At 69.6% G+C, this 26953-nt stretch carries 25 protein-coding genes and 1 tRNA gene; 19 read left to right on the top strand and 7 right to left on the bottom strand.

Features of this window, described 5'->3' with window-relative positions; genetic code table 11:
• Positions 1–19: 19 nt before the first annotated feature.
• Complete coding sequence (locus ACTF4R_RS07065) at positions 20–886, top strand: dihydrodipicolinate synthase family protein (protein WP_440007167.1); 867 nt, start codon at positions 20–22, stop codon at positions 884–886.
• 9 nt (positions 887–895) lie between these two features.
• On the opposite strand, the gene ACTF4R_RS07060 is transcribed toward ACTF4R_RS07065, so the two are convergent.
• Positions 896–1588 carry a TOBE domain-containing protein gene (locus tag ACTF4R_RS07060; protein WP_440007166.1) on the bottom strand — a complete coding sequence of 231 codons (693 nt, stop codon included), beginning with the start codon at positions 1586–1588 and terminating at the stop codon, positions 896–898.
• A gap of 65 nt (positions 1589–1653) precedes the next feature.
• On the opposite strand from ACTF4R_RS07060, the gene ACTF4R_RS07055 reads away from it, so the two are divergent.
• The 5 genes from ACTF4R_RS07055 to pan2 all read left to right on the top strand — a co-directional run bounded on the left by ACTF4R_RS07055 (position 1654) and on the right by pan2 (position 8225).
• Positions 1654–2703, top strand: a complete 1050-nt coding sequence (locus tag ACTF4R_RS07055) for an extracellular solute-binding protein (protein WP_440007165.1) — start codon at positions 1654–1656, stop codon at positions 2701–2703.
• Positions 2704–2706: 3 nt separating this feature from the next.
• Entirely contained in the window at positions 2707–3762 is a 1056-nt protein-coding gene (locus tag ACTF4R_RS07050) for an ABC transporter permease (protein ID WP_440007164.1), read from the top strand.
• Positions 3759–4781 (top strand): ABC transporter ATP-binding protein, encoded by a 1023-nt coding sequence (locus ACTF4R_RS07045; protein WP_440007163.1) that lies wholly within the window; start codon positions 3759–3761, stop codon positions 4779–4781. Before ACTF4R_RS07050 ends, ACTF4R_RS07045 begins: the two co-directional genes overlap by 4 nt.
• A gap of 98 nt (positions 4782–4879) precedes the next feature.
• On the top strand, positions 4880–6706 hold the full coding sequence (locus ACTF4R_RS07040) for an LEA type 2 family protein (RefSeq protein ID WP_440007162.1): 1827 nt from the start codon (positions 4880–4882) through the stop codon (positions 6704–6706).
• A 295-nt stretch (positions 6707–7001) separates the two neighbouring features.
• Positions 7002–8225 (top strand): proteasome-activating nucleotidase Pan2, encoded by a 1224-nt coding sequence (gene pan2 / locus ACTF4R_RS07035; RefSeq protein WP_440007161.1) that lies wholly within the window; start codon positions 7002–7004, stop codon positions 8223–8225.
• Between the two features lie 2 nt (positions 8226–8227).
• Here the strand turns inward: pan2 and ACTF4R_RS07030 are convergent, their stop codons facing one another.
• Positions 8228–8611: a DUF5802 family protein gene (locus tag ACTF4R_RS07030; protein WP_440007160.1), complete on the bottom strand. Its 384-nt coding sequence runs from the start codon at positions 8609–8611 to the stop codon at positions 8228–8230.
• 265 nt (positions 8612–8876) lie between these two features.
• Between ACTF4R_RS07030 and pepF the strand changes: the two genes are divergently transcribed.
• The 7 genes from pepF to ACTF4R_RS06995 all read left to right on the top strand — a co-directional run bounded on the left by pepF (position 8877) and on the right by ACTF4R_RS06995 (position 16167).
• Positions 8877–10667, top strand: a complete 1791-nt coding sequence (gene pepF / locus ACTF4R_RS07025; RefSeq protein WP_440007159.1) for an oligoendopeptidase F — start codon at positions 8877–8879, stop codon at positions 10665–10667.
• Between the two features lie 172 nt (positions 10668–10839).
• Positions 10840–11496 carry a DUF8052 family protein gene (locus tag ACTF4R_RS07020; RefSeq protein ID WP_440007158.1) on the top strand — a complete coding sequence of 219 codons (657 nt, stop codon included), beginning with the start codon at positions 10840–10842 and terminating at the stop codon, positions 11494–11496.
• Between the two features lie 107 nt (positions 11497–11603).
• Positions 11604–11676 (top strand) — tRNA-His (locus ACTF4R_RS07015).
• A 210-nt stretch (positions 11677–11886) separates the two neighbouring features.
• Entirely contained in the window at positions 11887–12888 is a 1002-nt protein-coding gene (locus ACTF4R_RS07010) for a Cdc6/Cdc18 family protein (protein WP_440007157.1), read from the top strand.
• Positions 12889–12967: 79 nt separating this feature from the next.
• A complete protein-coding gene (locus ACTF4R_RS07005; protein WP_440007156.1) occupies positions 12968–13645 on the top strand; it encodes a hypothetical protein in 678 nt (225 codons plus the stop codon).
• Entirely contained in the window at positions 13632–14063 is a 432-nt protein-coding gene (locus ACTF4R_RS07000; RefSeq protein ID WP_440007155.1) for a DUF8156 family protein, read from the top strand. The genes ACTF4R_RS07005 and ACTF4R_RS07000 overlap by 14 nt, the downstream gene beginning before the upstream one ends.
• Before the next feature lie 4 nt (positions 14064–14067).
• A complete protein-coding gene (locus tag ACTF4R_RS06995; RefSeq protein ID WP_440007154.1) occupies positions 14068–16167 on the top strand; it encodes a type B DNA-directed DNA polymerase in 2100 nt (699 codons plus the stop codon).
• A gap of 13 nt (positions 16168–16180) precedes the next feature.
• Here the strand turns inward: ACTF4R_RS06995 and ACTF4R_RS06990 are convergent, their stop codons facing one another.
• Entirely contained in the window at positions 16181–16864 is a 684-nt protein-coding gene (locus tag ACTF4R_RS06990; protein ID WP_440007153.1) for an SOS response-associated peptidase, read from the bottom strand.
• Positions 16865–16967: 103 nt separating this feature from the next.
• Here ACTF4R_RS06990 and ACTF4R_RS06985 point away from each other — a divergent pair, with 103 nt between their 5' ends.
• The 4 genes from ACTF4R_RS06985 to ACTF4R_RS06970 all read left to right on the top strand — a co-directional run bounded on the left by ACTF4R_RS06985 (position 16968) and on the right by ACTF4R_RS06970 (position 21490).
• Positions 16968–17951 (top strand): CapA family protein, encoded by a 984-nt coding sequence (locus ACTF4R_RS06985; RefSeq protein WP_440007152.1) that lies wholly within the window; start codon positions 16968–16970, stop codon positions 17949–17951.
• 166 nt (positions 17952–18117) lie between these two features.
• Positions 18118–18717: an N-acetylmuramoyl-L-alanine amidase gene (locus tag ACTF4R_RS06980; protein WP_440007151.1), complete on the top strand. Its 600-nt coding sequence runs from the start codon at positions 18118–18120 to the stop codon at positions 18715–18717.
• A 152-nt stretch (positions 18718–18869) separates the two neighbouring features.
• Positions 18870–20135 (top strand): threonine synthase, encoded by a 1266-nt coding sequence (thrC, locus tag ACTF4R_RS06975; RefSeq protein ID WP_440007150.1) that lies wholly within the window; start codon positions 18870–18872, stop codon positions 20133–20135.
• 110 nt (positions 20136–20245) lie between these two features.
• Entirely contained in the window at positions 20246–21490 is a 1245-nt protein-coding gene (locus ACTF4R_RS06970; RefSeq protein WP_440007149.1) for an FAD-dependent oxidoreductase, read from the top strand.
• Here ACTF4R_RS06970 and ACTF4R_RS06965 read toward each other — a convergent pair.
• A complete protein-coding gene (locus ACTF4R_RS06965; protein WP_440007148.1) occupies positions 21487–22806 on the bottom strand; it encodes an MFS transporter in 1320 nt (439 codons plus the stop codon). The genes ACTF4R_RS06970 and ACTF4R_RS06965 overlap by 4 nt on opposite strands.
• Positions 22807–23087: 281 nt before the next feature.
• Positions 23088–23627, bottom strand: a complete 540-nt coding sequence (gene hjc, locus ACTF4R_RS06960; protein ID WP_433626461.1) for a Holliday junction resolvase Hjc — start codon at positions 23625–23627, stop codon at positions 23088–23090.
• Between the two features lie 127 nt (positions 23628–23754).
• Here hjc and ACTF4R_RS06955 point away from each other — a divergent pair, with 127 nt between their 5' ends.
• On the top strand, positions 23755–24552 hold the full coding sequence (locus ACTF4R_RS06955; protein ID WP_440007572.1) for a formate/nitrite transporter family protein: 798 nt from the start codon (positions 23755–23757) through the stop codon (positions 24550–24552).
• Between the two features lie 70 nt (positions 24553–24622).
• On the opposite strand, the gene ACTF4R_RS06950 is transcribed toward ACTF4R_RS06955, so the two are convergent.
• On the bottom strand, positions 24623–25639 hold the full coding sequence (locus tag ACTF4R_RS06950; RefSeq protein ID WP_440007147.1) for a DUF5784 family protein: 1017 nt from the start codon (positions 25637–25639) through the stop codon (positions 24623–24625).
• Between the two features lie 159 nt (positions 25640–25798).
• Between ACTF4R_RS06950 and ACTF4R_RS06945 the strand changes: the two genes are divergently transcribed.
• Complete coding sequence (locus ACTF4R_RS06945; protein WP_433626455.1) at positions 25799–25972, top strand: DUF5786 family protein; 174 nt, start codon at positions 25799–25801, stop codon at positions 25970–25972.
• Positions 25973–26063: 91 nt separating this feature from the next.
• On the opposite strand, the gene ACTF4R_RS06940 is transcribed toward ACTF4R_RS06945, so the two are convergent.
• Positions 26064–26915 carry a YkgJ family cysteine cluster protein gene (locus ACTF4R_RS06940; protein ID WP_440007146.1) on the bottom strand — a complete coding sequence of 284 codons (852 nt, stop codon included), beginning with the start codon at positions 26913–26915 and terminating at the stop codon, positions 26064–26066.
• Positions 26916–26953 lie beyond the last annotated feature (38 nt).

Here is a 26953-nt window from a genome sequence, read left to right as displayed (position 1 = left end):
GCCGCGTGTGGGTTCGGACATGGACGGAACCGGCGTACCGCTGGTGACGCCGTTCGACGAGGACGGCGACCTGGCGGAGGCGAAACTGCGCGAACTGGTGGCGTGGGTCGAGGAGCGCGGCGTCGACTTCCTCGTCCCCTGCGGGTCGAACAGCGAGGCCGAACTGATGAGCGCCGACGAGCGCGCCCGAGTCGTCGAAATCGTCGCCGAGACGGCGGACGTGCCGGTGCTCGCCGGGACGGGCCACCCCGGCCTGCGGGAGACGCTCCGGGCGACCGAGCGCGCGGCCGACGCGGGGGCGGACGCGGCGCTCGTGGTGACGCCGTTCTACTACGACCACGCTCGGGACGCGCTCGTCGACTACTACCGCGAGGTGGCCGACGAGAGTCCGGTGCCGGTGTACCTCTACAGCGTCCCGGCGTTCACCGGGGTCGCGCTCGACGCCGCGACGGTCGCCGACCTCGCGGACCACGACAACGTCGCGGGGATGAAAGACTCCAGCGGCAACCTCGAACGGCTCCAGCGCGAGCGCGCTCGCACGGCGAGCGTCGACTTCGACCTGCTCGTCGGCAGCGGGAGCGTCTACGCCGCCGGCCTCGACGCGGGGGCCGACGGCGGCGTGCTCGCGCTGGCGAACGTCGCGCCCGAGCGCGCCGACGAGATATTCCGGCTCCGGCGCGCGGGCCAGGACGACGAGGCGCGCCAGTTGAACGCCCGACTGGTCGAGTTGAACCACGCCATCACGTCGAGGTACGGCGTTCCCGGTGCGAAGGCGGCGATGCGCGAGCGGGGAGCGCCGGCGGGCTACGCGCGGAAACCGCACCGACCGGTCGACGACGACGTGCGCGAGGAACTGGCCGAACTGGTCGAGAGCGCGCGAGTGTAGCCCCGCGGTCTACTCCGGCGTCGCGCGCGTCGCGGTCGCCTTGAACGACGCGACCACCCCCACGCCGGGCCGCAGGGCCAGTTTCTCGACGCTGTCCATCGTCACCAGCGCCGCCAGCGGAGCGTCCGCGTCCACGTCGACGACCACGCGCGCGACGGCCTCGCCGCGCTCGACGCTCGCGACCTCGCCGGCGAACCGGTTGCGGGCGCTGGTCGCGTCGGTCGCCGGGGCGTCGGCGGGGTCGTGCAGCGTCACGGCGTCGGCGCGGACGCTCACCTGCACGGCGTCGGCCTCCGGGACGGCGGCGTCGCCGGCGAGCGCGCGGACGCGACCGGCCGGCGTCTCGACGGTGGCGAGTTCCCCCTCGCGACCGACGACGCGACCGGTCAGGACCGTCTCTTCGACCTCCGCCGTCCCCGTGAACTCCGCGCGCAGACGGTCGAAGCGCGCGAGCAGTTCCTCGGCGCGGTCGGTCAGTTCGCTGCCGCCGCCCCCGGAGCCGCCGCGCTGGCGCTCGACGAGCGGACCGAAGGCGTCTTCGAGGTCGGTGAGGCGGGCGTGCGCCCGGGAGTACGACCGACCGAGCGACTCGGCGGCGCGGTTGAGCGACCCGGACTCGGCGACCGCCGAGAGGAGGGCCGCGTCGTCGGCGTCGAACGCCACTCCGTCGGCGCGGAGGTGCGCGTCGAACCCGGCGTCCATGCCACCGTCTCGAACCCGCGTCGGCAAAACCGTTATGTCCCGTGCGGGAGAACGCCGTTGTATCGATGAGGGAACAACGCACTCGCCGACGGTTCCTTGCGGGCGTCGGCTCGCTGGGAGCGGTCGGTCTCGCCGGCTGCGTCAGCAGTCAGGACGGCGGCGGGGGCGACACGACGGACGGCGGAACCGACACGACGGATGGAGGGTCGTCGGGCGCGGACTCGATGACCGCCTTCCACGCGGGCAGCCTCGAACCGCCGTTCGGCGCCGCCGAGCCGAAGTTCGAGGAGAAGTACGGCGTCTCGGTGAGCCGCGAGGCGAAGGGGTCGGTCGCCTCGACGAAGAAGATAACCGAACAGGGGCGGAGCGCCGACGTGCTCGGCGTCTCCGACTTCCGGCTCGTCCGGGACCGCCTCCTTCCGAAGCACGGCGACTGGTACGCCATCTTTGCGACGAACGCGATGTCCATCCAGTATCGCGAGGACTCGCCCGGCGCCGACGACATCTCGACGGACAACTGGTGGGAGGTCCTGTCGCGCGACGACGTCACCGTCGGGCACAGCGACCCCGCCATCGACCCCGGCGGCTATCGGGCGGTGATGACGATGCAACTCGGCGCGGAGGAGTTCGACGGGAACCGCCTCTACGACGAGTCGACCTACCGGAAGCTCCGGGACAACTCGACGGTGCCGACCGGAACCGAGACGAACCTCAAGGGCCAACTGGAGGCCGGCGCGCTCGACTACGCCTTCTACTACCGGTCGATCAGCACCTCCGCCGACCTCCCCTACGTCGAACTCCAGCCGGAGGTCGACCTCTCCAGGGCGACAGAGAGGTACGCGAAGCACTACGCGAAGGCGGAGGTGACGACCGACGGGGAGACGTTCACGGGCGCGCCCATCGCCTACGGCGTCACCGTCCCGGGCAACGCGGAAGCGCCCGACCTCGGCGCGAAGTGGGTCGAGTACATGATAACCGAGCCCGGTCGGAAGATACTGAAGAGTAAGGGACTCCAGCCCGTCGAACCGGCGGTGACGGCGGCGACCGACGCGGTGCCGGAGCGCGTGGCGAACCACGCGAAAGAAAAGTCCTCGCTCGGTCCGATGAAGGTCTAAGCCGTGAGTACAGAGACGACCCGCGGCAGTCCCGCCGTCGCGCTCGGAACGGGGACGACGGTGCTCGCGTTCGTCACGGTGCAACTGCTCGCGTTCGCGTTCGCCTTCGGCGTCGACCGTCCGGGCGCGTACGCGCTCTTCGCCGTGGTGAGCACCGGGGCGGTCGCCCACTACCGCGACCGCGGGGCGTTCGGCGTCGCCGCGGCCACGCTCGGCAGCGTCCTGCTCGTGTTACTCGCGCTCCCGCTGCTGATGCTGGTCGCGAGTCAGGACCCGGGTCTCGTCGTCGAGAAGGCGACCGACCCCGCGGTGCACCGCGCGCTGTACGTCTCCGTGTACGCGCCGATGCTCGCGGCGCTGCTGTCGGTCGCGCTCGGCGTGCCGCTGGCACTGGTGCTCGCGCGTGGCTTCCACGGGCAGGCGCTCGTCGAGACCCTCGTCGACCTGCCGCTGGTCGTCCCGCACAGCGTCGCCGGACTCGCCGTCCTCTTCGCGTACAGCGGCGACGGCGCGTTCGACTGGCTCGCGGTGTCGATTCCCGGCGAGTTCGCCGCGTTCGGTCTCCTCTTCGACGTGCCGCTGTTCGACGGCTTTCACTACGACTTCTCGGTGCTCGGGACGATGACCGGGATGGTGCTGGCGATGACGTTCGTGAGCGCGCCGTTCGCGGTCAACGCCGCCCGCGAGGGGTTCGAGGCCGTCGACTCGCGACTCCAGTACGCGGCTCGGACCCTCGGCGCGAACCGGTGGGAGACGTTCCGGCGCGTGACCGCACCGCTGTCGGTCCGGGGCGTACTCACCGGCGGCGTGCTGGCGTGGGCGCGGGCCGTCTCGGAGTTCGGCGCGGTCGCCATCGTCGCGTACAACGTCGACGTGGTCTACCCGCCGCTGTTCGGGGAGAGGGCGGAGACCCAGCACGCGCCCGTGTTCATCTTCAGGGAGTACACCACCGGCGGACTCGACGAGAGCGGCGCGGTGGCGACGCTGCTGCTCGCGCTCTCGGTCGCCATCTTCCTGGTCGTCCGCTCGCTGGCCTACGACGACGGGGGGTGGCCGTGAGCCTCGACGTCGAGGTGTCGGCGACGTTCACCGCCGAGGGGGCCGAGCGGTTCGACGTGCGCGCCGACCTCCGGGTGCCGGCGGGCGAGACGCTCGCCGTCCTGGGACCGAGCGGGAGCGGGAAGACGCTCCTGCTGGAGACGGTGGCGGGGTTCCACGACCACGACGGGACGGTGAGGCTGGCCGGCCGGGAGCTGTCGGGGCTGGCCCCGGAGGAGCGCGACCTCGGGTTCGTCTTCCAGGACTACGCGCTGTTCCCCCACCTCACCGTGCGCGAGAACGTCGCCTTCGGACGGCGGTACCACGACGACACCCGGGACCCGGCGGGCCTGCTCGACGCGCTCGGCGTCGCGGACCTCGCGGACCGCTACCCGCCGACCCTCTCCGGGGGCGAGCGCCAGCGGGTCGCGCTGGCGCGCGCGCTGCTCGTCCGGCCGGACGCGTTCCTGCTGGACGAACCCCTCTCGGCGCTGGACGTGCCGACCCGCCAGTCGCTGCGCGAGGACCTCGCGGACGTGCTCGCCGACGAGACCGCGGTGTACGTCACGCACGACCGGACGACGGCCCGGATGCTCGCCGACCGCATCGCGGTCATCGACGACGGCGACATCGTCCAGGTCGACTCGCCGGACGCCATCTTCGAACGGCCGGCGAGCCCGTTCGTCGCACGGTTCACGGGGGCGAACTGCCTCGAACTGGAGGACGGCAGGCTCCCCGGAACGCCGGTCACGGCCGACGGGGAGCACCTCGCGGTCCGACCCGAGTACGTGGAACTCGACCCGTCCGACCCCGACTTCCGCGCCCGGGTCGAACGCGTGTTCCCCGAGGACGGCCGTCGACGGGTCGCGCTCTCGGTCGGCGGGCGTCGGTTCGACGCGTACGCCGACGGAGCGGTCGCGTCCCGCGAACGCCCGACGCCGGACGGGAACGACCCGACCGTCGCGGCCGGCGATTCGCTGGCCGTCGGCGACGAGGTCGGGGTCGCGTTCCGGGACGGGCGAACGCATGCCATCAGATAGCTGATGGAACACTCCAGGTAAAGATTCTTACCGTCGGCTTCGTAAGGGCCCACGCATGAACTACCGTATTTCGTATCTGTCAGTAGAGGTGGTTATCCGTGCGGCCGAATAGCTTGCTCGGCAAGGTCGCGGTCGCCGTCCTGTCGGTGCTCGTCGTCACCGCCGGGGGGCTCGGCGTGGCCCTTACGTCGGGGCTCGTCTCGGTCGCCCAGCCGACGGTCGAATCGACCAGCAGCGAGTGGGGGACCGTGAACGAGGAGTCGACCGAGATACGGACGAACGTCGTCGTGAACAACCCGAACCCGGTCGGCGTCCCGCCCGTGGTCGACATGGGGTACGAGATAGGCATGAACGGCGTGACCGTCGGTGAGGGCGAAGAGAGCGGAGTCGGCCTCGGAACGGGGCGCTCGACCGTCTCGCTGTCGGCGAAGATAGACAACGAGAAGATACCGAACTGGTGGGCGACGCACGTCAACGGCGGCGAGCAGACGACGATGACGGTGACGCCGAGCGTCGGCGTCCCGTTCTTCTCCGAGTCGCTGCCCGCCGAGAAGCGCACGTTCAGCACCGACATCCTCTCGGCGTTCGACGAGGACGAGACGCGAGCGCTGACGGTCGACAACCGGACCGTGCTGAAGGCGACGAAGACGGACGCCTCGTGGGGCGAGGCGACGACGGAGGAGACGCCCATCCGGTTCGCCGCGACGGTGCAGAATCCCGGTAACGGCACGGTCGTGTTCTCGAAGCTCGGCTACAGCATCACGATGAACGACGTGGAGGTCGCCCGGGGGACGACGGACGGCGAGGTCCGCATCGGCGCGGGCGAGACGACGACCATCGACATCGACTCCGCGATGGACAACTCGAAGCTCCCGCAGTGGTGGACCAGCCACGTCCGGAACGACGAGAAGACGACGATGGACGTGCAGTTCTACGCGCTGATGGAGGAAGACGGCGAGACCGAACGCGTCCCGCTGTCCTTCCTGAGCGAGCGCGTCGTCTTCACGACCGACATGCTCGGCGACGGGGAGTCGACGACGAAGACCGTCGAGCGCCCCGGCGAGGCGGCGTTCGAGGCGCCGTCGGTCGGCGAGGTCGACAGCGAGTGGGTCGTCCCCGACCAGGGCGACACCCGCGTCCGGACCACCGCGGTCGTCGAGAACCCCAACGGTGCCGACGCCGCGTTCGCCGACGACCTCTCGTTCGGAACCCGCTACTCCGTGCTGATGAACGACGTGTCCCTGGCGAACGAGACGGTGTCTCGGCACGTCGCGCCCGGTCGGAACGAACTCGCGTTCTCCGCGGCCATCACCGACCGCGAGGTGCAGTCGTGGTGGGTCAGCCACGTCAACAACGGCGAGGAGAGCCGGCGCGTCGTCGACCGCGACGTGACCATCGACACCGGGTTCGCCCGACTCCCGCTCGACCGGCCCGCGGAGCGCGGTCGCTTCACCACCGACATGCTCGGTCCGGTCGACAACACGTCGGCCCAGACGCTCGCCATCGAGGGGCGACGCGTCGGACGCGTCTCGGACATGAGCGCCGAGTGGGGCGAGGCGACGATGCCGGAGACGCCCATCGACACCGCCGCGACCATCGAGAACGAGCGCGGTGAGCCCATCCACATCACCGAGGTCGGCTACCGCGTGACGATGAACGGCGTCGTCCTCGCCGACGAGTCGAAGGTCAAGTCCGTCGCGGTCGCACCGTACTCCACCCGCACCGTCGCCGACGAGATGACCCTCGACAACTCGCAACTCGGCGAGTGGTGGAAGACCCACATCCGGCGCGGCGAGCGTAGCCAGATGAAGGTGTCGTACTACGTCGTCGTCGAGTACCGCGGGCACACCCAGAAGATAGCGCTCGACGCGCTCAACTACGAGAAGACCGTGACGACCGACGTCCTCGGCGACGACGAGAGCTGAACCGGCGACGCCGTTCTCGACGGACCGCCGTTCACGACTCGTCGGTCGACGGGAGTCGAGACAGCCGGCGTCGAATCGTCACGCACTCCCGACGCAGGCCGACAGGTAAAAGGCGGCGAGGGCACCGACTCACCACCAGTCGACGGACAAATTCACTCGACTGGAGGTCGAAAATACCACCGTCGATGCCCCGAATCGGCCGACATCGGCGAAATCGTCGACCGGTTGCGACAGCCGACACGTCCGCCGCGACCCAAAGGCACTTTTAATGTGGCGACATACGAATGAACAAGAAATGTCGCGTAGCCCATCGGTTCCCGACCGGCCGACACTGGAGATAGACCCGGAGATGTCCGATGCGGAGCGGCTGGCCGCGCTCCGCGAGCACTACGCGGACATCGTCCAGGTCAACGAGAAACTGAGCGAGCGCGTCGACGCTGCGGCCGAACGTCGAGAGGACCTCGCCGAACAGGTCGACCGACTCGAACGGGAGAACGAGACGCTGAAGACCACCTCGCTGTACGTCGCCACCGTCGAGGACATCACCGACGACGGCGTCGTCATCAAACAGCACGGTAACAACCAGGAGGTGCTGACGGAGGTCTCGGCCCAGTTCCGCGAGAAACTCGACGCAGGCGACCGCGTCGCGGTCAACGACTCGTTCACCATCGAGACCATCCTGGACGCGGAAACCGACGCGCGCGCGCAGGCGATGGAGGTCGACGCCTCGCCCGCGGTGACCTACGAGGACATCGGCGGTATCGACGAGCAGATTCGGGAGGTTCGCGAGGCGGTCGAACAGCCGCTCGTGAACCCCGAACAGTTCGAGAAGACCGGCGTCGAACCGCCGAGCGGCGTGCTGCTGTACGGGCCGCCCGGCACGGGCAAGACGATGTTAGCGAAGGCCGTCGCCAACCAGACCGACGCTACCTTCATCAAGATGGCCGGCTCCGAACTCGTCCAGAAGTTCATCGGCGAGGGGGCGCGGCTGGTGCGCGACCTGTTCGAACTCGCCGCCGAGCGCGAGCCCGCGGTCATCTTCATCGACGAGATCGACGCCGTCGCCTCCAAGCGGACCGACTCGAAGACGTCGGGCGACGCGGAGGTCCAGCGCACGATGATGCAACTGCTCAGCGAGATGGACGGCTTCGAGGACCGCGGCGAAATCCGCATCATCGCCGCCACCAACCGCTTCGACATGCTCGACCGCGCCATCCTCCGCCCCGGCCGCTTCGACCGCCTCATCGAAGTGCCGAATCCGGACCTGGAGGGCCGCGAGCGCATCCTCGAAATCCACACCCGCGACATGAACGTCGCCGACGACGTGGACTACGCCCAGCTCGCCCACGAGGTCGACGGATTCAGCGGCGCGGAGATAGAGAGCCTGACGACCGAGGCCGGCATGTTCGCCATCCGCGACGGCCGGACCGAGGTGAGACGCGCCGACTTCGAGGACGCTCTCGACAAGATGGAGGACGGCGACGACGGTCTCTCGGGCGTCCTCCGCTACGCCCACTGATTCTAGAAGGGAGTTCTTCGGTCCCGGTCGCCGGTCTCGAAGCCCGGGAGTTCGTCCTGATACTGTAGTATCTGTGCGGCACGGTCGGCCTTCGCCAGCAGGACCTCGGTCAGCTCCGGGGGGTTCTCGACGGACGTCCCCTCGAGCAGGTCGTCGGGAATCGCCAGGGTCCCCTCGGGGATACCGTCGTCGCCGTGGACGGAGAGATGTTTCCGACCGAGTTTCATCACGAGCGGGGAGTCGAGACGCTCGATTCCTTCGCCGCTGTTGTACAGTTCCCGGTTGACGCGTTCGTGCTGGTTGCGACGCATGACCGCACGCTCGCCATCGTGTGGCTCGACGTACAGCCGTCCGAGGTAGTAGCCGCTCGAGAATTCCGCGAACATCGTTATCATACCACTCACAGTGAGATAGACATATAAGCATTACGCAAAGAATTTATAACGAACTGCAATACCACGGCATAATACCTTCGTTCCGGTCAGCGGGGAGGGAAGGCCGGTCGGCGGTCGGGAGGAAAACCGGTCGGCCATCGAGGAGGGCGAGACCGACGACCGACCGAAGCGCTGACGCCGTCGAGCGGTGCTGGCGGGCCGCGAGAAGCTTCCGAAATACCAACGCTTACGGCGTGGCTGTGCTTACGGTCGTGGTATGAGTTCTGTCCCCGAACGGAGCGACGTCGAATCGCAGTACAAGTGGGACCTGGAGAGCATCTACGCGACCGACGACGACTGGGAGGACGCCTACGAGGCCGTCGAGGACCAGCTAGAAGACGTCGAGGCGTACGAGGGACGAGCGACCGAAGACGGCGAGACGCTGCTGGAAGTCCTGCAACTCTCGGACGAACTCGGTCGAGAGGTCGAGCAGGTCGTCTCCTACGCCCGCATGCGCAGCGACGAGGACACCTCCGACCAGGAGTACCAGGCGCTCGCCTCCCGCGCCCAGTCGCTCGCCTCCCGCGCCCAGAGCGCGACGAGCTTCGTCGAGCCCGAGATCCAATCGCTGGACCGCGACGAACTCGACCGGATCGTCGCCGAGACGGAGGGGCTGGAGCAGTACGAGCACTACCTCGACGACGTGATGCGGATGAAAGAGCACACCCGCTCCGCGGAGGTCGAGAACCTGCTCGCGGAACTCGGCGAGGTGACCGGCGCGTCCGGCGAAATCTACAACCTGCTGTCGAACGCCGACATGGAGTTCCCGACCGTCGAGGACCCCGACGGCGAGGCGGTCGAGATAACCCAGAGCAACTTCACGAACCTGCTCAAGCGACCGGACCGGGAGTTCCGCCGCGACGTGTACGAGGGGTACTTCGACGAGTGGAGCGAGGTCCGCAACTCCGTCGGCGCGGCGTACAAGAACAGCGTCAAGGCCGACGTGAAACTCGCCCGCGCCCGGAACTACGACACCGCCCGCGAGGCGGCGATGGACGGCCCGAACGTCCCCGTGGAGGTGTACGACAACCTGCTCGACACCGTCCGGGACAACCTCGACAAACTCCACCGCCACGCCGAACTCAAGCGCGAGTCGCTCGGCGTCGACGAACTCCGGATGTGGGACCTCTACATGCCGATGACCGAATCCGAGAGTCCCGACCTGGAGTACGACCAGGCCGCGGAGTACGTCACCGAGGCGGTCGCCGCGCTGGGCGACGACTACCAGTCCCGGGTCGCGGAGGGCATCGAGTCGCGCTGGATCGACGTGTACGAGACCCAGGACAAGCAGTCGGGCGCGTACAGCGGCGGCGCCTACGACACGCAGCCGTTCATCCTGATGAACTACCAGGACGACATCGCCTCGATGTACACGCTGGCCCACGAACTCGGCCACTCGCTGCACTCCCAGCTCACCAGCGAGACCCAGCCGTACGCCTACAGTAGCTACGAGATATTCGTCGCCGAGGTCGCCAGCACGGTCAACGAGGCGCTGCTCACCCACCACCTGCTCGAGACCGTCGACGACCCCGAGTTCCGCCGCCACGTGCTCAACGAGTACCTCGAACGGTTCCGCTCGACGCTGTACCGCCAGACCCTCTTCGCCGACTTCGAACACCGGGCCCACCGCGTCGTCGAGGACAACGAGGCGCTGACGCCCGACCGACTGGACGACATCTACGGGGACCTCAAGCGGGAGTTCTACGAACCCGCGGTCGTCGACGACCGCATCGAGCGCGAGTGGATGCGCATCCCCCACTTCTACCGCGCGTACTACGTCTACCAGTACAGCACCGGCATCAGCGCCGCCGTGGCGCTCGCCGACCAGATAATCGAGGAGGGCGAACCCGCCGCCGAGCGCTATCTGGAGTTCCTCCGCAGCGGGTCCCGCGAGTACCCCCTCGAACTGCTGGAGACCGCCGGCGTCGACATGTCCTCGCCCGAACCCATCCAGCGCGCGCTCGACGTGTACGACGACCACCTGGACGAGATGGCCGACCTCGTCTGAGAGGCCTCGAAGCGTACCCTCCGGGTTCGGCCGGTCCGACACCGACCCCAGGCGTCGGCGACGATTATTTATCGCGCCCCGACCACCTGTCGAGCATGTGTTCCGTCATCTCGCCGCAGGGAGGCCGGGCATCGCTCGCGCCGCGCCGCGCCGAACGACGACCGGGGGACCCATGACTGGCGCGACCGACGGCCCGGACCGGACGCGCGTCGAGGGGGAGGCCGAGCGGTCCGGCCCGGTCGACGTTCCCGAGCGGGACGACCCGACCGACGTGCCGGACTGGGACGACGAGTACGTGGACCGGGTGAGCGACCGACTGCTGACGAACTACGACCTCGAGAAGGACGTCCGGGTCCGGGGCGAGTCGTTCGACCTGTACGGTCGACTGGTGATGGAGAACCAGAAGCAGTTCCTCCACCGGGCGCTCAACTACGCGAACCACAGCGCCGAAGAGCACCTGTTCGTCCGGCGCGTCGACGCGGTGGGCGTCGCCGACCTCCGGTCGCTCGTTGACCTGGGCCACGACCTCGCCGAGGAGTGGATCGAACCCAGCGAGAGACACTACGGCACCGAGTTCACGTTCGCGCTCGTCGCACCGTCGCTTCCGGACGCGGTCCGCGAGTTCGTCGACGGCTTCCGCGACCGGACGCTGCTGAAGTACGGCTACTACGGACGGTACGAGGTCAACCTCGTCGTCGTCGCGCCCGACGACGAGGCAATCGTCGCCAGCACGAACGCCGACGTGAGCCGAGCGTTCGCGCTCTGGAACTCCGTCGACGCCGACGGTCCCGGGCTCCTGGCTCGCGTCGCCGGACGGTTACGCCCGTGAGCGAGTCCCGCGGGCCCGATACCGTCCAGGCACCCACGCGAACCGGTCACAGGTACGCTCGCTTCCGAAACGTATTTCAATCTCACCGGTCAATCGGAAATTGCGTGTCCGGGTTGGGGTAGTGGACTATCCTCCAGCCTTGTGGAGGCTGGGACGCGGGTTCAATTCTCGCACCTGGACCTTCTTCCGAAGTTCCACCGCGAGCGACCGGTGTTGCCTTGACGCCGGTCGCGAACGACTGCCGAGCGACTCCCCGCCAGCGGTGTTTTCCGCGGAAGCCGGCGTGAACGGCGCTCTGCCGCGACAGCCGGGGCGACGGTCGCTATCGGAACAATCGGAACGCACACGCTTCCGTTTATGGGGTCTGACACAGAAGACGACAGGTAGACGATGATTCGCGATGCTCGCGTGCTCCAGCCCCAGTTCATCCCCGACGAGGTCGAGCATCGTAACCCCGAGGTGAATCGGCTGTCCGACACGCTCAAGCCGATAATGGACGGTCAGCCGGGCGAGACCTCGCTGCTGGTGGGGCCGTCCGGCGCGGGCAAGACCTGTATCGCGAAGTACACCGTCGAACGGCTCCGCGAGAACGTCCTCGACATCAACACCCGGTACGTCAACTGCTGGCAGGACTACACGCGCTTCCAGGTGCTCTACCGCATCCTCGACTGCATCGACCGCACCGTCGACGTCCACCGCCGCTCGACGCCGAAGGACGAACTGCTGGACCGCCTCCGGGAGTACGACGGGCCGCAGTTCGTCGTCGTCCTCGACGAGGTCGACCAGCTGGAGGACAAGAGCGTGCTCTACGACCTCTACCGGATGCCACGCATCTCGATGATTCTCATCGCCAACCGCGAACAGGAGCTGTTCTCGCAGCTCGACGACCGCCTCACGAGTCGCCTGCAGACTTGCGTCCGAATCTCGTTCGACAAGTACCCGCTCGACGAACTCGTCTCGATTCTCCAGGCGCGAGCGCGGTGGGGGCTTTCGGAAGGCGCAATCGGAAAGCAGGAACTCGCCCTCATCGCCGACGCCGCGGCGGGCGACGCGCGGGTCGCCATCAGCGTCCTCAGGAACGCCGCCAGGCTGGCGGACCAGGACGGCCGCGCCGAGATAACCGCCGACGTCGTCCGCGAGGCCGTCCCGGAAGGCCGCGACGAGGTCCGCCAGAAGACCGTCGAACAGCTGAACCCGCACCAGCGCGCCCTCTACGATATCCTGCGGGACGAGGGCGAACTCGACCCCGGGGAACTGTACGACCGGTACGCCGAGCGCGTCGACGACCCGAAGACGAAACGCACCGTCCGGAACTACCTCTCGAAGATGGACCACTACCGCCTCGTCGTCGCCGACGGGAAGAACCGGGCACGCACGTACCGGGCGCGGTGAGCCGCGCGCGTCGGGTTTCGGAAGCTCCGGAAACGACCCGGTCTTGCCTATGTGGCCGAGGGGAGTACGTCTATCCGTCATGATGGACCAACAGCAGAGTCCGGACCTGCCGACGCTCGACCCAGGAATCACGCTCCTCGAGACGGACGAACGAACGACGGGCGCGTTACACTCGCTCGTGCTCGACCGGTTGCTCGTCGACGACGGGACGGCCGTCTGGGTCGACGCGCGCGACGAGGGGTCCACCCAGCCGCTCGCGAGAATCGCCCCGAACACGCGCGTCCTGGAACGAGTCGCAATCGCCCGCGGGTTCACGCCGTGGCAGCACCAGAGCATCCTCCGGGACCTCCGCGGCGAACTCGACGAGGAGACGCCGCTCGTCGTCCTGCCGGCGTTCGACTGGTTCTACCGGTCCGACGACGTCACCGACGCGCAGGGCGAACGCATGCTCGCCGCGGGCGTCGACCTCGTCGCGGAGGTGGCCGAGCGAGAAGGGGTGCCGGTCGTCCTGACGCGGACGGCCGACGACCGCTTCGCGGCTCCGCTCGACGAGGCGGCGGACGCGGTGGTCCGCTGCGAACAGACGGCGTTCGGACCGCGGTTCGCGGGCGAGGACTTCGAGACGCTCGTCTACCCGCTCGGCGACGGGACCGTGCAGACGACGCTCGCGTACTGGCGACGGGTGCTCGCCGCCCGCCATCCGGCGGTCGCGGTGGAGGCGACGCCGACGGAGGTGACGACGCGTGGGGCGAACTAACGCGACGTACCGCGACCTGCTGCGCGCCATGGAGTCGCGGTGGTCCGACTACCGGCGGGCGCTGCGCCGCGAGGACCAGGCGGCGTTCGACCGTCTCTTCGAGCACGCTCGCGCACACGCCGACGCGGGCGGACTGCAGAACCACCAGCGCGTCGAGGTGACGGTCCTCGTCTCCGTCGTCCTCGAACAGCAGAAGCGCATCGACGACCTCGAGGACCGCCTCGACCACCTCGAAGCCGACCTGAACGCCGACCTCGGTGCGACCGGGGAGACGACCCCGGAGGAGGCGAACGGGACGGTCCCGGAAGAGATGGACGGGACGACCTCGAAAGGGACGGACGAGACGACCTCGGAAGAGACGGACGGGACGACTCCGGACGAAGCCGGTTCCGACGGTATCGTCCCGGACGACCCGTGAACCGATGGTGTACAAGGTGGACTATCGGGACGGCGACGTGCTTCGGTGGTCGCTCACCGGCGACGGTGCCGAGTACGCGGTCGACGACGGCTACGCGCCGACGCTGTACGTGTCAGCGCACGACGACGGGACGCTCGCCGACGTTCGGTCGGCGCTCCGGGACCATCCCGCCGTCGACCGCACGGCGGTCGTCGACCAGCGCCTCTCGTTCCGCCACGACCCCGGGCCGGTGCTGCGGGTCGACGTCGTCGACCTGGACGCGGTCACGACCGTCGCCCGCGCGGTCGGCCGCTGGGGACGACCGGGGACGTTCCGCTGCTACAACGTCGACCTGACGCGGGAGTTCCGCTACTGCCTCGAAACGGGCTGCTCGCCGGTCCCCGAGCACGACCTCGACCGCCTCCGGCTGACGGTGCCCGAGACGGAACTCGCGGGCGACGTCGTCACCGAGTGTCGGGTCGACGGCGAACCGCTCTCGGGGGGCGGCGCGGCCGTGCTCGAAGCGCTCGACGAACGGGTCGACGCGGCCGACCCCGACGTGCTCGTGGTGAACACCGCGGACGCGGTGCCCGCACTCTACCGGCAGGCCGACCGGCTCGGCGTGGCGTTCCAGCTCGGTCGGCTCCCCGGCTGGCAGCAGCTCGCCGGCGAGTCGACGTACGCGAGCTACGGTCGGGTCGGGCACTCGCCCGCCCGGTACGACGTCTCCGGTCGCGTGATAATCGACGAGTCGAACACGTTCATGTGGAACCGGACCGACCTCGACGGCTGCCTCGACCTCGTCGAGCGCTCCTGGAAGCCGCTCCAGGAGCTGTCGTGGTCGTCCATCGGGAGCATCCTGACGGCGATACAGGTCCGGGAAGCGCGTCGGCGGAACGTGCTGGTGCCGTGGCACTCGTGGCGGCGCGAGCAGTTCAAGACGATGCGCCAGTTGCACGACGCCGACCGCGGCGGGTTCACGTTCGCCCCGGACGTCGGTCTGCACGAGGACGTCCACGAACTCGACTTCTCGTCGCTGTATCCGAACGTCATCGTCACGCGGAACGTGAGTCCGGAGACGACTCGCTGCGACTGTCACGCCGACCGCGAGGACGTCCCCGGCCTCGGGTACGGCATCTGCGACGAACGTGGATATCTCGTGGACGTGCTCGAACCGCTCGTCGAGGACCGCGACGCCATCAAGGCCGAACTGCGCGAGACGGACGACCCCGACCGTCGCGCCGAACTGGAGGGGCGGTCGAACGCAATCAAGTGGATTCTCGTCTCCTGTTTCGGCTACCAGGGGTTCTCGAACGCGAAGTTCGGCCGCGTCGAGTGTCACGAGGCCATCAACGCGTTCGCGCGCGAGATTCTGCTGGAAGCGAAGGCGATGCTGGAGGACAACGGCTGGCGGGTCGTCCACGGCATCGTCGACAGCGTCTGGGTGACCCCCCGGGACGGCGTCGAGCCAACGCCGCTGGCGACGATGACAGAGCGCATCTCCGAGCGCGTCGACGTCCCGCTCGAACACGAGGCCCGCTACGACTGGATCGCGTTCGTGCCGTTGCGGGACTCGGAGGCGGGTGCGCTGACGAAGTACTTCGGGGCGGTGGCGGACGCGGACGAGTACAAGTATCGCGGCGTCGAGTGTCGCCAGCGGAGCACGCCCGCGTTCGTCGCGGACGCCCAGCGAGCGCTCGTCGAAGCGGTCGACGACCACCGCGACCCGGAGCCGGTCTGTGCGGAGTTGCGGTCGCAACTCGACCGACTCCGGCGGGGCTCGGTCGCCCCCGATGAACTCGTCGTCACGGAGCGCGTGTCGAAGCCGCGCGAGGCGTACGCGCGGACGACGCGGAGCGTGGCGGCGCTCGAACGGGCGGCCGACCTCGGCCTCACCCGTCGCCCCGGCCAGGACGTCTCGTACGTCGTCGTCGACGACGACGCGCGGTCCCGAGACCGGGTGCGGTTGGCGGTCGAGGAGCCGACCGAGTACGACGTCGCCTTCTACCGGGAGTCGCTGGTCCGGGCGGCGGCGAGCGTCCTGTCGCCGCTCGGCTGGCGGGCCGACCGAATCGAACGCTACCTCTCGGAGCACGAGGAACTCAGCCTCTCGGCGTTCGCGTGAGCGGGGGACGACGCTAGCCGAAGTCGCCGAGGCCGGTCTGGGCCTCCGACTCCGGTACGACCTCCTCGACCAGTTCCGGCGAGTCGTTGGCCGGACTGCCGAGGTCCGTCGACACCGGGTAGGCGCACATCGCCGCGGCGGGGTAGGGGTCGAGCAGCGCCTCGCGCTCGCGCCGGTCGCCGTGGAGCCACCGGTCCTCCTCGTCCGGGTCGAGGACGACGGGCATCCGGTGGTGTACGTCGGCGACCGCGTCGTTCGGCTCCGTCGTGACGACGGTGAAGCTGGTCCGCTCGTCGCCGTCGCCCTCCCATCGCTCCCACAGCCCCGCCAGGGCGAACGGCTCGTCGCGGTCCAGCGTGAACCGGTAGGGCTGTGTGCCCAGGTCGGACTCCTGCCAGTCGTAGAAGCCGTCGGCGAGCACGAGACAGCGCCGCTCGTCGTAGGCGTCCCGGAAGCTGGGTTTCTCGGTCAGCGTCTCCGCCCGGGCGTTGACGTGGCCGCCGCCGAACTCGTCGGCCCACCGGGGCACCAGCCCCCACGTCGGGAACCGAATCTCGTCGGGGGCGTCGTCGCGGACGACGGCGTGGTCCTGGCCCGGCGCGACGTTGTATCGCCGCCGGAGCGGGCGGGTCGGGGTGGCGTCGAACCGGTCGGTGACGACCGACTCGGCGGCGAACAGCGAGAGGCGACCGCACATGGTGGCGAGGGGGGTCGGAACGCGCATAAGTGCGGCGGTGGCGGGGTGCCGGCGAGCGACCGAACCCCCATCCTTTTCTCGCTCTCGACCGAGTTCCGGTGGGATGGTTCGACTGGGGTTCACGGGGGACGTGATGCTCGGCAGGCTCGTCGACGAGCACCAGCGCCGACGACCGGAAGACGCCGTCTGGGGCGACGTCGTCGACCGCCTGCGCGCGCTCGACGGCCTGTTCGTCAACCTCGAGTGCTGTCTCTCGACGCGCGGGACGCCGTGGACCGAGACCAACCGGGCGTTCCACTTCCGGGCGGACCCGGACTGGGCCGTCCCGGCGCTGGAGGCGGCGGGCGTCGACTACGCGAGCCTCGCCAACAACCACGTGCTGGACTACGGTCGGCCCGCCCTGTTCGACACGCTCGCGTCCCTCGACGACGCCGGAATCGCCCACGCCGGCGCCGGCGAGGACGAGAGCGCGGCGCGCGAGCCGGCGGTCGTCGCGGTCGAGGACCGTACCGTCGCCGTCGTCGCGTTCACCGACAACACGCCGGAGTACGCCGCCGGCCCCGAGAAGCCGGGAACCGCGCGCGTCGAGTTCGACGCCGACGACCGGGAGACGCGGCGCGCGGTCGGCGACGCGCTCTCCCGCGCCCGCGACGCCGACCCCGACCTGCTCGTCGCCTCGCTGCACTGGGGACCGAACATGCGGGAGGAGCCGCCGCCGGAGTTCCGGTCGTTCGCACGCTGGCTGGCCGACGAAGGCGTCGACCTGGTCCACGGCCACAGCGCCCACGTCTTCCACGGCGTCGAGGTGGTCGACGGAACGGTCGTGCTGTACGACACCGGCGACTTCGTCGACGACTACGCGGTCGACTCCGACCTGCACAACGACCGGAGTTTCCTCTTCGAGGTGTCCGTCGAGGACGGCGAAATCGACGAGCTTCGGCTCTTCCCCACCGAGATATACGACTACGCGGTGCACGAGGCGGGGTCGGCCGCGGCCGACTGGAGCCGGCGACGGATGCGCCGACTGTCGGCGGCGATGGGGACCGAGTTCGAGCGCGAGGGCGAAGAGCTCGTGCTGGAACCGTAGCCGGACGGTGGCGTCGGCGCGTCGGCGAACGCTGCGCCGATACGAGGAGTGGCGACCGGCGTTCTCCGCGGACGCCACCGAAGTTTCTCCAGTATCGGCGCGTAAATTAATTTTAGTTATCTTTAGAAAATATTAATTGAATACGTTTCGATGTGGTATTCGGACCATGACGACGAGACGAAACCTACTGAAGAAGATCGGCGCAGCGAGCACCGTCGGTATCGGAGCGACCGCGCTCTCGTCCAGCACCGCGGCGGCGAAGCCCGCGGTCGACTGGGAGGACGCCCACTACACCAACTACACGAGCGCGAACCGCGGCGCGGCGGAGATAGACGCCATCGTCATCCACGTCGCCCAGGGGTCGGCCGAGAGCACGGTCAACTGGTTCCAGGACCCCGACGCCAACGTGAGCGCACACTACACCATCCGGGACGACGGGTACAAGTACCAGTCCGTCAGCGACATCAACGAGGCGTGGCACGCCGGCGGCGTCGCGTGGTACAACGACGCCACCATCGGCATCGAGCACGGCGGCTACGTGAGCAGCGGCTTCCCGGACGCGCAGTACCGGAGTTCGGCCGAACTCGTCCGCTGGCTCTGCGAGGAGTACAACGTCCCGAAGAGCCGCGTCTCCGGCGTCGCGGACTGCAACGGCGAGAGCGGCATCATGGGCCACCACCAGGTTCCCGAGACCGACTGCGGCTACAACGACCACACCGACCCCGGTCGGTACTGGGACTGGGACTACTACATGAGCCTCATCTGAGGGACCGCTCTCGCGGCGGCGAGGGCACGAGCGACCCGTTCCCGGAGCGCTGCGGCCCTCCCGGCGACCGGAGACCGAGCGCCGGCGGGACGGCCGGTCGAAGTTGCCACCGTCCAGCGGCTTTTTCAGCACGGAACGCCTCCACCCGCCCGATGGACCTCTCCCTCTCGAACCCCACCGCGCCGACGCCCGACTGCGCCGACGACGGGGTCTGGCTCGCCTGCATCGACTGCGAGTGGACGGGCGCGCCGTTCGACGAGATTCGCTACCGCTGTCCGGACTGCGAGAGCCTGCTCGAAGTCCGGTACGACGACCACCCCACGCTCGCCGAGTTCGACGCCGACTCGGGCCACGGCGTCTGGCGGTACGCCGACGCGCTCCCGGTCGACTCCGGCGTGAGCATCGAGGAGGGCGCCACGCCGCTGTACGAGGTGCCGACCATCGAGGAGGAGGTCGGCGTCGCCGAACTCCGGGTGAAACACGAGGGGATGAACCCGACGGGGAGCTTCAAGGACCGCGGGATGACCGTCGGCGTTCGCGTCGCCGAGCGACTCGGCGTCGACCGCCTCGCCTGCGCGAGCACGGGCAACACGAGCGCCGCCCTCGCGTGCTACGGCGCGCGGGCCGGCACCCAGGTGCTCGTCCTGCTGCCCGCTGGGAAGGTCGCCGCCGGCAAGGTCGCGCAGGCCAGCCTCCACGGGGCCAGGATTCTCGAAGTCGACGGCAACTTCGACGACTGCCTCGACGTCGTCGCCGACCTCGCCGACCGCGGGGAGGCGTACCTCCTGAACTCGCTGAACCCCTTCAGGCTGGAGGGCCAGAAGACCATCGGCCTGGAGATGCTCGAAGGGTTCCGCGACCAGACCGGCGACCTGCCGGACCGCATCGTCCTGCCGGTGGGCAACGCCGGCAACACCGCCGCGCTGTACAAGGCGTTCCGCGAACTCGTCGCCGCCGGCGAACTCGCGGTCGACGAGGTGCCGACGCTGACCGGCGTCCAGGCCGAGGGGGCCGCGCCGATGGTCGAGGCGGTCGAGGAGGACCGCGAGACGGTCCAGCGCTGGGCGGACGTGGAGACCCGGGCGACCGCCATCCGCATCGGCAACCCCGTCAACGCCCCGAAGGCGCTGCCCGCGATTCGGGAGACGGGCGGCACCGCCGTCGCCGTCTCCGACGACGAGATAACGGACGCCCAGCGCGCGCTCGCACGCGACGGCGTCGGCGTCGAACCGGCCAGCGCCGCCTCCGTCGCCGGCCTGCGGAAGCTCCGCGACGCGGGCGTCGTCGGGAGCGACGAGCGCGTCGTCTGCCTGACGACCGGTCACCTGCTGAAAGACCCGGACGCCGCGGCCGCCGCCGGTGCCGACCCCGAACCCGTCCCGGCCGACACGGCGGGCGTGCTCGACCACCTCTCCTGACGACCGCACGCGACCGTCGGGAGTCCAGCCCGCGTCGCCGCCGACGGTCGACCGGCGCTCGACGGGGAACGCGGCGACACCGTGAAACGACTGGCTCCCGAACCGAGCACGTGAATCGAGAGACGGACGTTCTCGTCGTCGGGGGCGGAGCGACCGGCGTCGGCGTCGCGCGCGACCTCGGTCTGCGCGGCGTCGAGACGGTGGTCGTCGAACGGAACGGACTCACCGGCGGCGCGACCGGAAACACGCACGGGGTCCTGCACAGCGGCGCGCGCTACGCGACGTCGGACCCCGAGAGCGCGAGAGAGTGCATCGCCGAGAACGAGGTCCTGCGGGAGGTCGCCCCGCACTGCATCGACCCGACCGGCGGATTCTTCGCCCAGTTGCCCGAGGACGACGACGGCTACTTCGAGCGACTGCGCAACCGCTGCCGGGACTGCGGCATCGACACGGAGCCGGTCGACGTCGAGTCGGTGCGGCGCGACCGACCGTACCTCTCGCCGGAGACGGAGCGGCTCCTCCGGGTCCCGGACGCCGTCGTCCACCCGTTCCCGCTCGCGGTCGCGAACGCCGTCGACGTGCGGGAACACGGCGGCGCGGTACACACCGATGCCGAGGTCGTCGACCTCCTCGTCGACGGCGGCGAGGTGACCGGCGCGGAGATTCGCCGCCCCGGCGCGACCGGGACGGAGACCGTACGCGCCGACCACGTCGTCAACGCCACCGGCGCGTGGGCGGGCGAGGTGGGGTCGCTGGCCGACGTCGAGATTCCGATGCGGCCCTCGAAGGGAGCCATGGTCGTCGTCGACTACCCGCCGGTCGACGCCGTCGTCAACCGGGCGCGCCCGGCGACGGACGGCGACATCGTCGTGCCCCACGATTCGACCGCCGTCCTCGGCACGACCAGCGAGGCGGTCGACGACCCGGACGAGTACCCGAAAGAGGAGTGGGAGGTCGACCTACTGGTCGAGACGGCCGGGAAGATGGTCCCCGACCTGCAGACGGCCCCGGTCGTCCGGTCGTACTGGGGAGTGCGGCCGCTGTTCGGCGGCGAGACGAGCGAGTTCGAGGCGGGCCGCTCGGTGACCCGCGGCTACACGCTGCTCGACCACGGCGAGCGCGACGGCGTGTCGGGGTTCACGACCATCGTGGGCGGCAAGCTGACGACGTACCGCCTGATGGCGGAGAGCGTCGCCGACCACGTCTGCGAGCGGTTGGGCGTGGACGCGCCGTGCCGAACCGCCGCGGAACCGCTCCCCGGCCGCGACGACCCCGACGCGCTCCGGAGTGCGCTCTCGGAGTTCGGACCGCTGCCGCCGGCCGAGGAGCGGCCGTCCGACGCCCGCCGCGATTAACGGGTCCGCGCCAGGCCGAGCACGAGCGTCGCGCTGACGAGCAGGCAGGCGAGCAGTCCGGCGAACGCCGTCGTGTAGCCGGCGCGCCCGGCGACGAAGCCGACGTAGGTCGTGCCGAGGCTGCCGATACCGATGTACACCGACCGGGTCGCCCCGAGGTCGCCGCCCATGCTCCCGTCCGGGAACGCGTCCATCAGGTGGGCCTGCATCACCGGCGGGTAGGCCATCAGCCCCGCGGCGAACGCGACGACGCCCGCGCCGACCAGCACGGTGGACGCGGCGGCGAGGATGCCCGCCAGCGAGACGGCCGCCACCGCGAGCGCGCCGGCCGCGACCACCGGCCGGGAGACGCGGTCGCCGAGCGAGCCGGCGACCGGCTTCACCACCGCGCCCACGACGAACAGCGCGGCGAATCCCCCGCCGGCGAGCGCAGCACCGAACCCCTTCGCGTTCTGGAGGAAGGTCGGCAGGAAGCCGGTCACGCCCTGCCAGACGAACGCGTACAGCGAGTAGGCGACGAGCAGCGCCGCCGTCCGGCGGTCGCCGAACCGCTCCGCGGTCGCGGCCAGGTCGGCGCGCACCGTGGAGAGCGCAGCCCGGTCCACCGCGGGCGGCGTGTACGGCTCCCGGTTCCACCGGTGGAGCAGGACCAGCACGAGCGCGAGCACCGCGACGACCGGCACGAACGCGGCCCGCCACGTCGCAACTGCGAGGACGACGACCGCGAGTCCCGCCGCTATCGCGCCGCCGACGTCCCCCGAGGCGGTGTGCAGGCCGAACGCCTGCCCGCGGCGGTCGACGAACAGGTCGGAGACGAGCGCGCGGGCCGGCGTCGGGTAGAGGCCGGCGCCGGTCCCCACGAGCGCCGCGCCGACCAGGAAGGCGGGGTAGCCCGGGGCGTTCGCCAGCGCCGCGAAACCGACGACGAGAAGGGTGAGGCCGCCGGCGAGCAGCGTCTTCCGGGAGAGGCGGTCCGAGAGCCGGCCGCTGGGGTACTGGCCGAGCGCGTACAGCCCCCACAGCAAGGTGAGCGCCAGCCCCGCCTCGAACTCCGAGATGGTCAGCCGGTCCATGATGGCGGGGAGCATCGGCGAGAGGACGAGCCGGCCGGTCTGGATGGCGGTCCAGCCGAGCGACACCGTCAGCAGGAGTCGGCCCGAGTAGCCCGTCAACAGGCGTTCGCCGCCGCTACCGGGGTGGTCGGCGTTCGCATCGTCGCTCTCGACCGCAGCGCCGCCGTTCGCGGCGCGTTCGGCCGCGCCTGCGTCTCCGACGTCGCTCGTCGGACGCTCGTCACTCGGGTCGCCGTTCGACACGAGTCGGACGATGGACGGGCGGCTACTTGAGTGGTGCTCTCCCGGCGGGACGTGGGCGTATCGGGACCGTTCGAGGGGCGTCGTATCACCACCGATGGCGCATCGGCAGTCGGACCGCGGAGCGGGCGGTCCGCTGCCGGCGTCGCACCGGGTCTGGTCCCGTCCTCGTTCAAAAGGTTCGCGACGGCGGGGCCGTCCGGACGAGCCGAGCGGCCGTCGGGAGTCGCAACGGTGAATCGACCGTCGGAGTCGCCGCGGTCGCGAGGTAGCGAGCGACCTCCTCAGTCGAGCATCGACGCCGCCTCGTCGGGCGAGAGCACGCCCTGCTCGACCGCGGTCAGCACGTCGAGGACGCGGTCGTCGCCGGCGTCCGCCTCGTCTTCGTCGTCCCCGCCGTCCTCGTCGACCTCGTCCAGCGTCGTCTTCGTCGACCGACCGGTGAGTTCGGGGAAGTCCGTGCCGTCCGCGAGCGCCGTCTCCTTCTTCACGCGGTAGTTGCCCCCGTCGGTGACGTACAGGTCGGCGGGGTGGAAGAAGTACCAGTCCTCGCGGTCGAACCGGACGCCGATCTTCGGTTTCGCTCCGAAGTTCTGCGAGAAGTAGACGAGCGCCTCGACCTCCTCGCCGGTGAGATAGATGGGGTCGCCCGCGCTCGATTTCGCCTCGATAGCGTAGAAGACGTCGCCGTTGCCGGCGAGCACGTCCGGGAGTTCCCGTTCCGTGGCGCTCCCGCTCGCCGGCGCGCGCATGACCGCGAACCCGGCCTCGTCGAGCCGATTGACGAGTTCGCGCTCCCGGCGATCCCCCTTGGCGTTCGACATACCGATACCTCGCCATTCCACCGTTTTAACGCCTGCGTCCGACGGGCGAGAGGCGGCATGGCCACGTCGCTTTTCGGCGGCAAGTCCGACCACATTAGTTGTGGCAAAAGAGGAGCTCGACGAGCGCATCGCCGACGAGTCGCCCGAACTGACTCAGAAGTCGAAACAGGAGATACTCGCCGAGGAGATACAGGAGGGACTTCGGGAACTGGAGCGTCCGGGCAGCGGTCTGTTCCTCTCGGGGCTGTCGGCCGGCCTCGACCTCGGCTTCGGTCCGCTGCTCATGGCGGTGATACTCACGCTCGTCGGCGGAACGTGGGGCGACCCGTTAACGCGCATCGTCGTAGCGAACGCGTACGCGGTCGGCTTCATCTTCGTGATCGGGGGGCGGTCCGAACTGTTCACCGAACACACGACGCGAGCGGCGCTGCCGGCGATCGACGGCCGGGCGTCCGTCGGTCAGGTCGGTCGGCTGTGGGCGCTGGTCTACGGCGGGAACATCATCGGCGGCCTGCTGTTCGCCGTCTCGATGGTCTACTTCGCCCCGGCCTACGGCATCGCCGACCAGTCGGCGTTCGTCGAAATCGGACGGGACCTCGTCGACCACGTCTGGTGGCTGATACTCGCCGGGGGTGTAACGGCCGGCTGGCTGATGGGACTGCTCTCGTGGCTGCTCACGGCCGCGAAGGGGAGCACTGCTCGCATCATCGTCGTCTGGCTGGTCACCACCAGTATCGGACTCGCCCATCTCCCCCACTCCATCGCCGGCAACATCGAGGTGCTGGCGGCGACGCTCGTCTCCCCGGCGATCGGCGCGGTCGACTATCTCGCCTTCCTCGCGCTCGCGACGGTCGGTAACGCGGTCGGTGGCGTGATATTCGTCGCTGTCCTGAAGTACGGTCACGTCGTCCGCGGCGGGGAGTGACGGTCGAACGGTCGACGCGGCGTCGCCACCGCCAGCGGCCGCTGCGGTCGGTCGCGTCGTCGGGCGTTTCTCACACCCAGGTCAGCGCGCCGTCGAGCGAGAGCGGCACCGACCCCTTCGCGTACCCCTCGACGCGGCCGTCGGGGCGCGCGCGGAACACCACCGCGGGTCGGTGGCGGACTTCGGGTTTCTCGCCGGCGATGGCGGTCCAGTCGTCGTCCCGGAACCCCGAGCAGTCGACGAACAGGACCGCACCGCCGCCGTGCTCGCTGAGCTGACCGTTCGTCTTCGTCTCCGCCGTCTCCCGGAGCGCGGTCACGGGGTTGTCGGCCCCGCGACGGCGCGGCGGGCGCGGACGCGTCACTTCCACGAGCACGGAGCCGCCGGACGTCCCCGCGGCCGGGTCGGCCCGGAAGTCCAGCGAGTGACCGGTCGTCACCTCTATCTCGGGCGTCACGTCGTACCCCGCGTCGGTCAGCAGCTTCGCGACGGTGAACTCGCTCATCGCGGAACTCATCCGACTGGGGTCGACGTGCTGGCTCGTCCCGAGCTTCGACGCCATCGTGTACCGGTAGTCGTCCAGCGCGCCGGTCCGGAGGAACCGCTCGTAGAACTCCAGCCCCTCGTCGCGGGTCGCGTCCGGAAAGCCGGCGGCGTGGTCCCGGAAGAAGGTCCGGGTGCTCTCCCGGCCGTCCTTCGAGAGGAACACGGGCAGGAAGAACCAGGAGACGTAGTCGTACTCGGCGAGCCACGGCGACTCGACCGCGAGGTCGGCCAGCAGTTCGCGCTGCGCCCAGCGCGCTATCGGATACGGAACCTCGTCGAACGTGTACTTCGTCGTGCGCCACAGCGCCGAGGGCGTCTCGGTGTTGCCGAGCCAGAACGCCTCCTCGTCGTTCCACGCGAACAGGGCGAAGTCGCCGTTGTCCATCTCGAATCGGCGGGTCCGGTAGCCGTTCGGTCCCGAGTAATGAGGCGTCGGCGAGGCTGCACCGAGATTCTCGTCGAGGTCGGCGTACACCTCTCGGTCGATGCGGTCGTCGTCCCACCGCTCCGTGGAGCGGCGAAAGCGGAGCGGGCTTGCCACGCGTCGTACTAGCGGTCGGAGATGTTTACGCCTTGTGCTCACCGCACCGTTCGAATCCCGCCGGCGTCTCCCGTGTCTGACGATTTTACAGGCAGTCCGAATGATGTGATTATCCGTTACATTGATAGTCGGTTACCGCCAAGTATGGGTGTGGTTGTCATGTCAATGGGTGCCTATGACGAAGACGAACACGAGCGCCGTGAACGGAAAAACAGCTCCGTGGACGCGAGCTTCGACGACGACCGGTCGAACTACCACGGGACTGTAGAGTACGACTCCGGCGACTCGACCGAGGATCTCCTCGAGCAGTTCGAAGACATCAAGTCCGAGTAACGCAGTTCCGCAGTCGCCCGTGGAAGCGAGCGGACGTTTCGGGTTTTCTCGCCGTCGTCGTCGCGAGCGGATGGCTCGCGGTTCGACGCCGCTACCAGCCAGGCGTCGGCGGTGCGCCGCGGTCGTCCTCGACGCGCTCGGCCGCGTCCGGTCGGGGAGCGTCGCCGCCGTCCTCCAGCGACTCCCACTCGGCGACGGCGCGGCCGGCCCACGAGTCTGCGGCCTTCGCGTCGGCGAACGCCGCGGCGAACCGCTCGCTGTCGGTGCTCGTCGTACCGGGGCGGCCCGCGACCGCGGCGGCGACGAACCGCGCACGGTCCTCGCGGGTCAGGTCGTCGGCGAGCAGTCGGGCGGGGACGCCCGCCAGGTCGTCCGGGTCGGGGTAGACGAACACCTTCTCGCCGACCGCCTGCGGACCGAGCAAGAGGCCGGAGAGGTCGTCCGGCGGGTCGTCGTCCAGCAGTCGGTCGCCGCCGAACGTGGCCTCGACGCGTTCGCACTCCGTCGTCGACCCGAGTTCGAGGTTGTGGCCGGGATACTCCGCGCACTCGGTCGGATACTCCGGGCGGTCGTGGATGCGACACTGCAGCGTCGCCGGGTCGAGGAAGACGCAGGTGGGGAGCCAGCGCGAGTCGGCGTCGAACGGCGCGACCGGCTTCGGCGGTTTCCGAAGCCCGAGGAAGAAGACCGGCTTGCCGTCGATGGCGGCCAGTTCGACGCCGTCCACCGTCACGCCGCTCTCGTCGCGCCAGAGCCGGGGCGTCAGCGCGTCCGCCAACCCCGCGTCGAGGAAGTCGCGAGCGTCGCCGCGCGTGAGCGGGACGAGATTGTACGCGTCGTCGAGCGGCGTCCGGGGGCCGCGGCGCTCGTGGTCCGACCGCTCGGACGCGAGCGCGCGCCAGTCGATGCAACAGCCCGCACAGCCCTCGCAGTTCACCTCCATGACTGTCCCGCTACGCCCCCGACGCGCTTAAGCTGTGG

It is taken from the genome of Halomicrococcus pelagicus (assembly GCF_051917725.1).
In the GTDB taxonomy this organism is placed as follows: domain Archaea; phylum Halobacteriota; class Halobacteria; order Halobacteriales; family Haladaptataceae; genus Halomicrococcus.
This window is presented reverse-complemented; position numbering and strand designations above follow the sequence as displayed.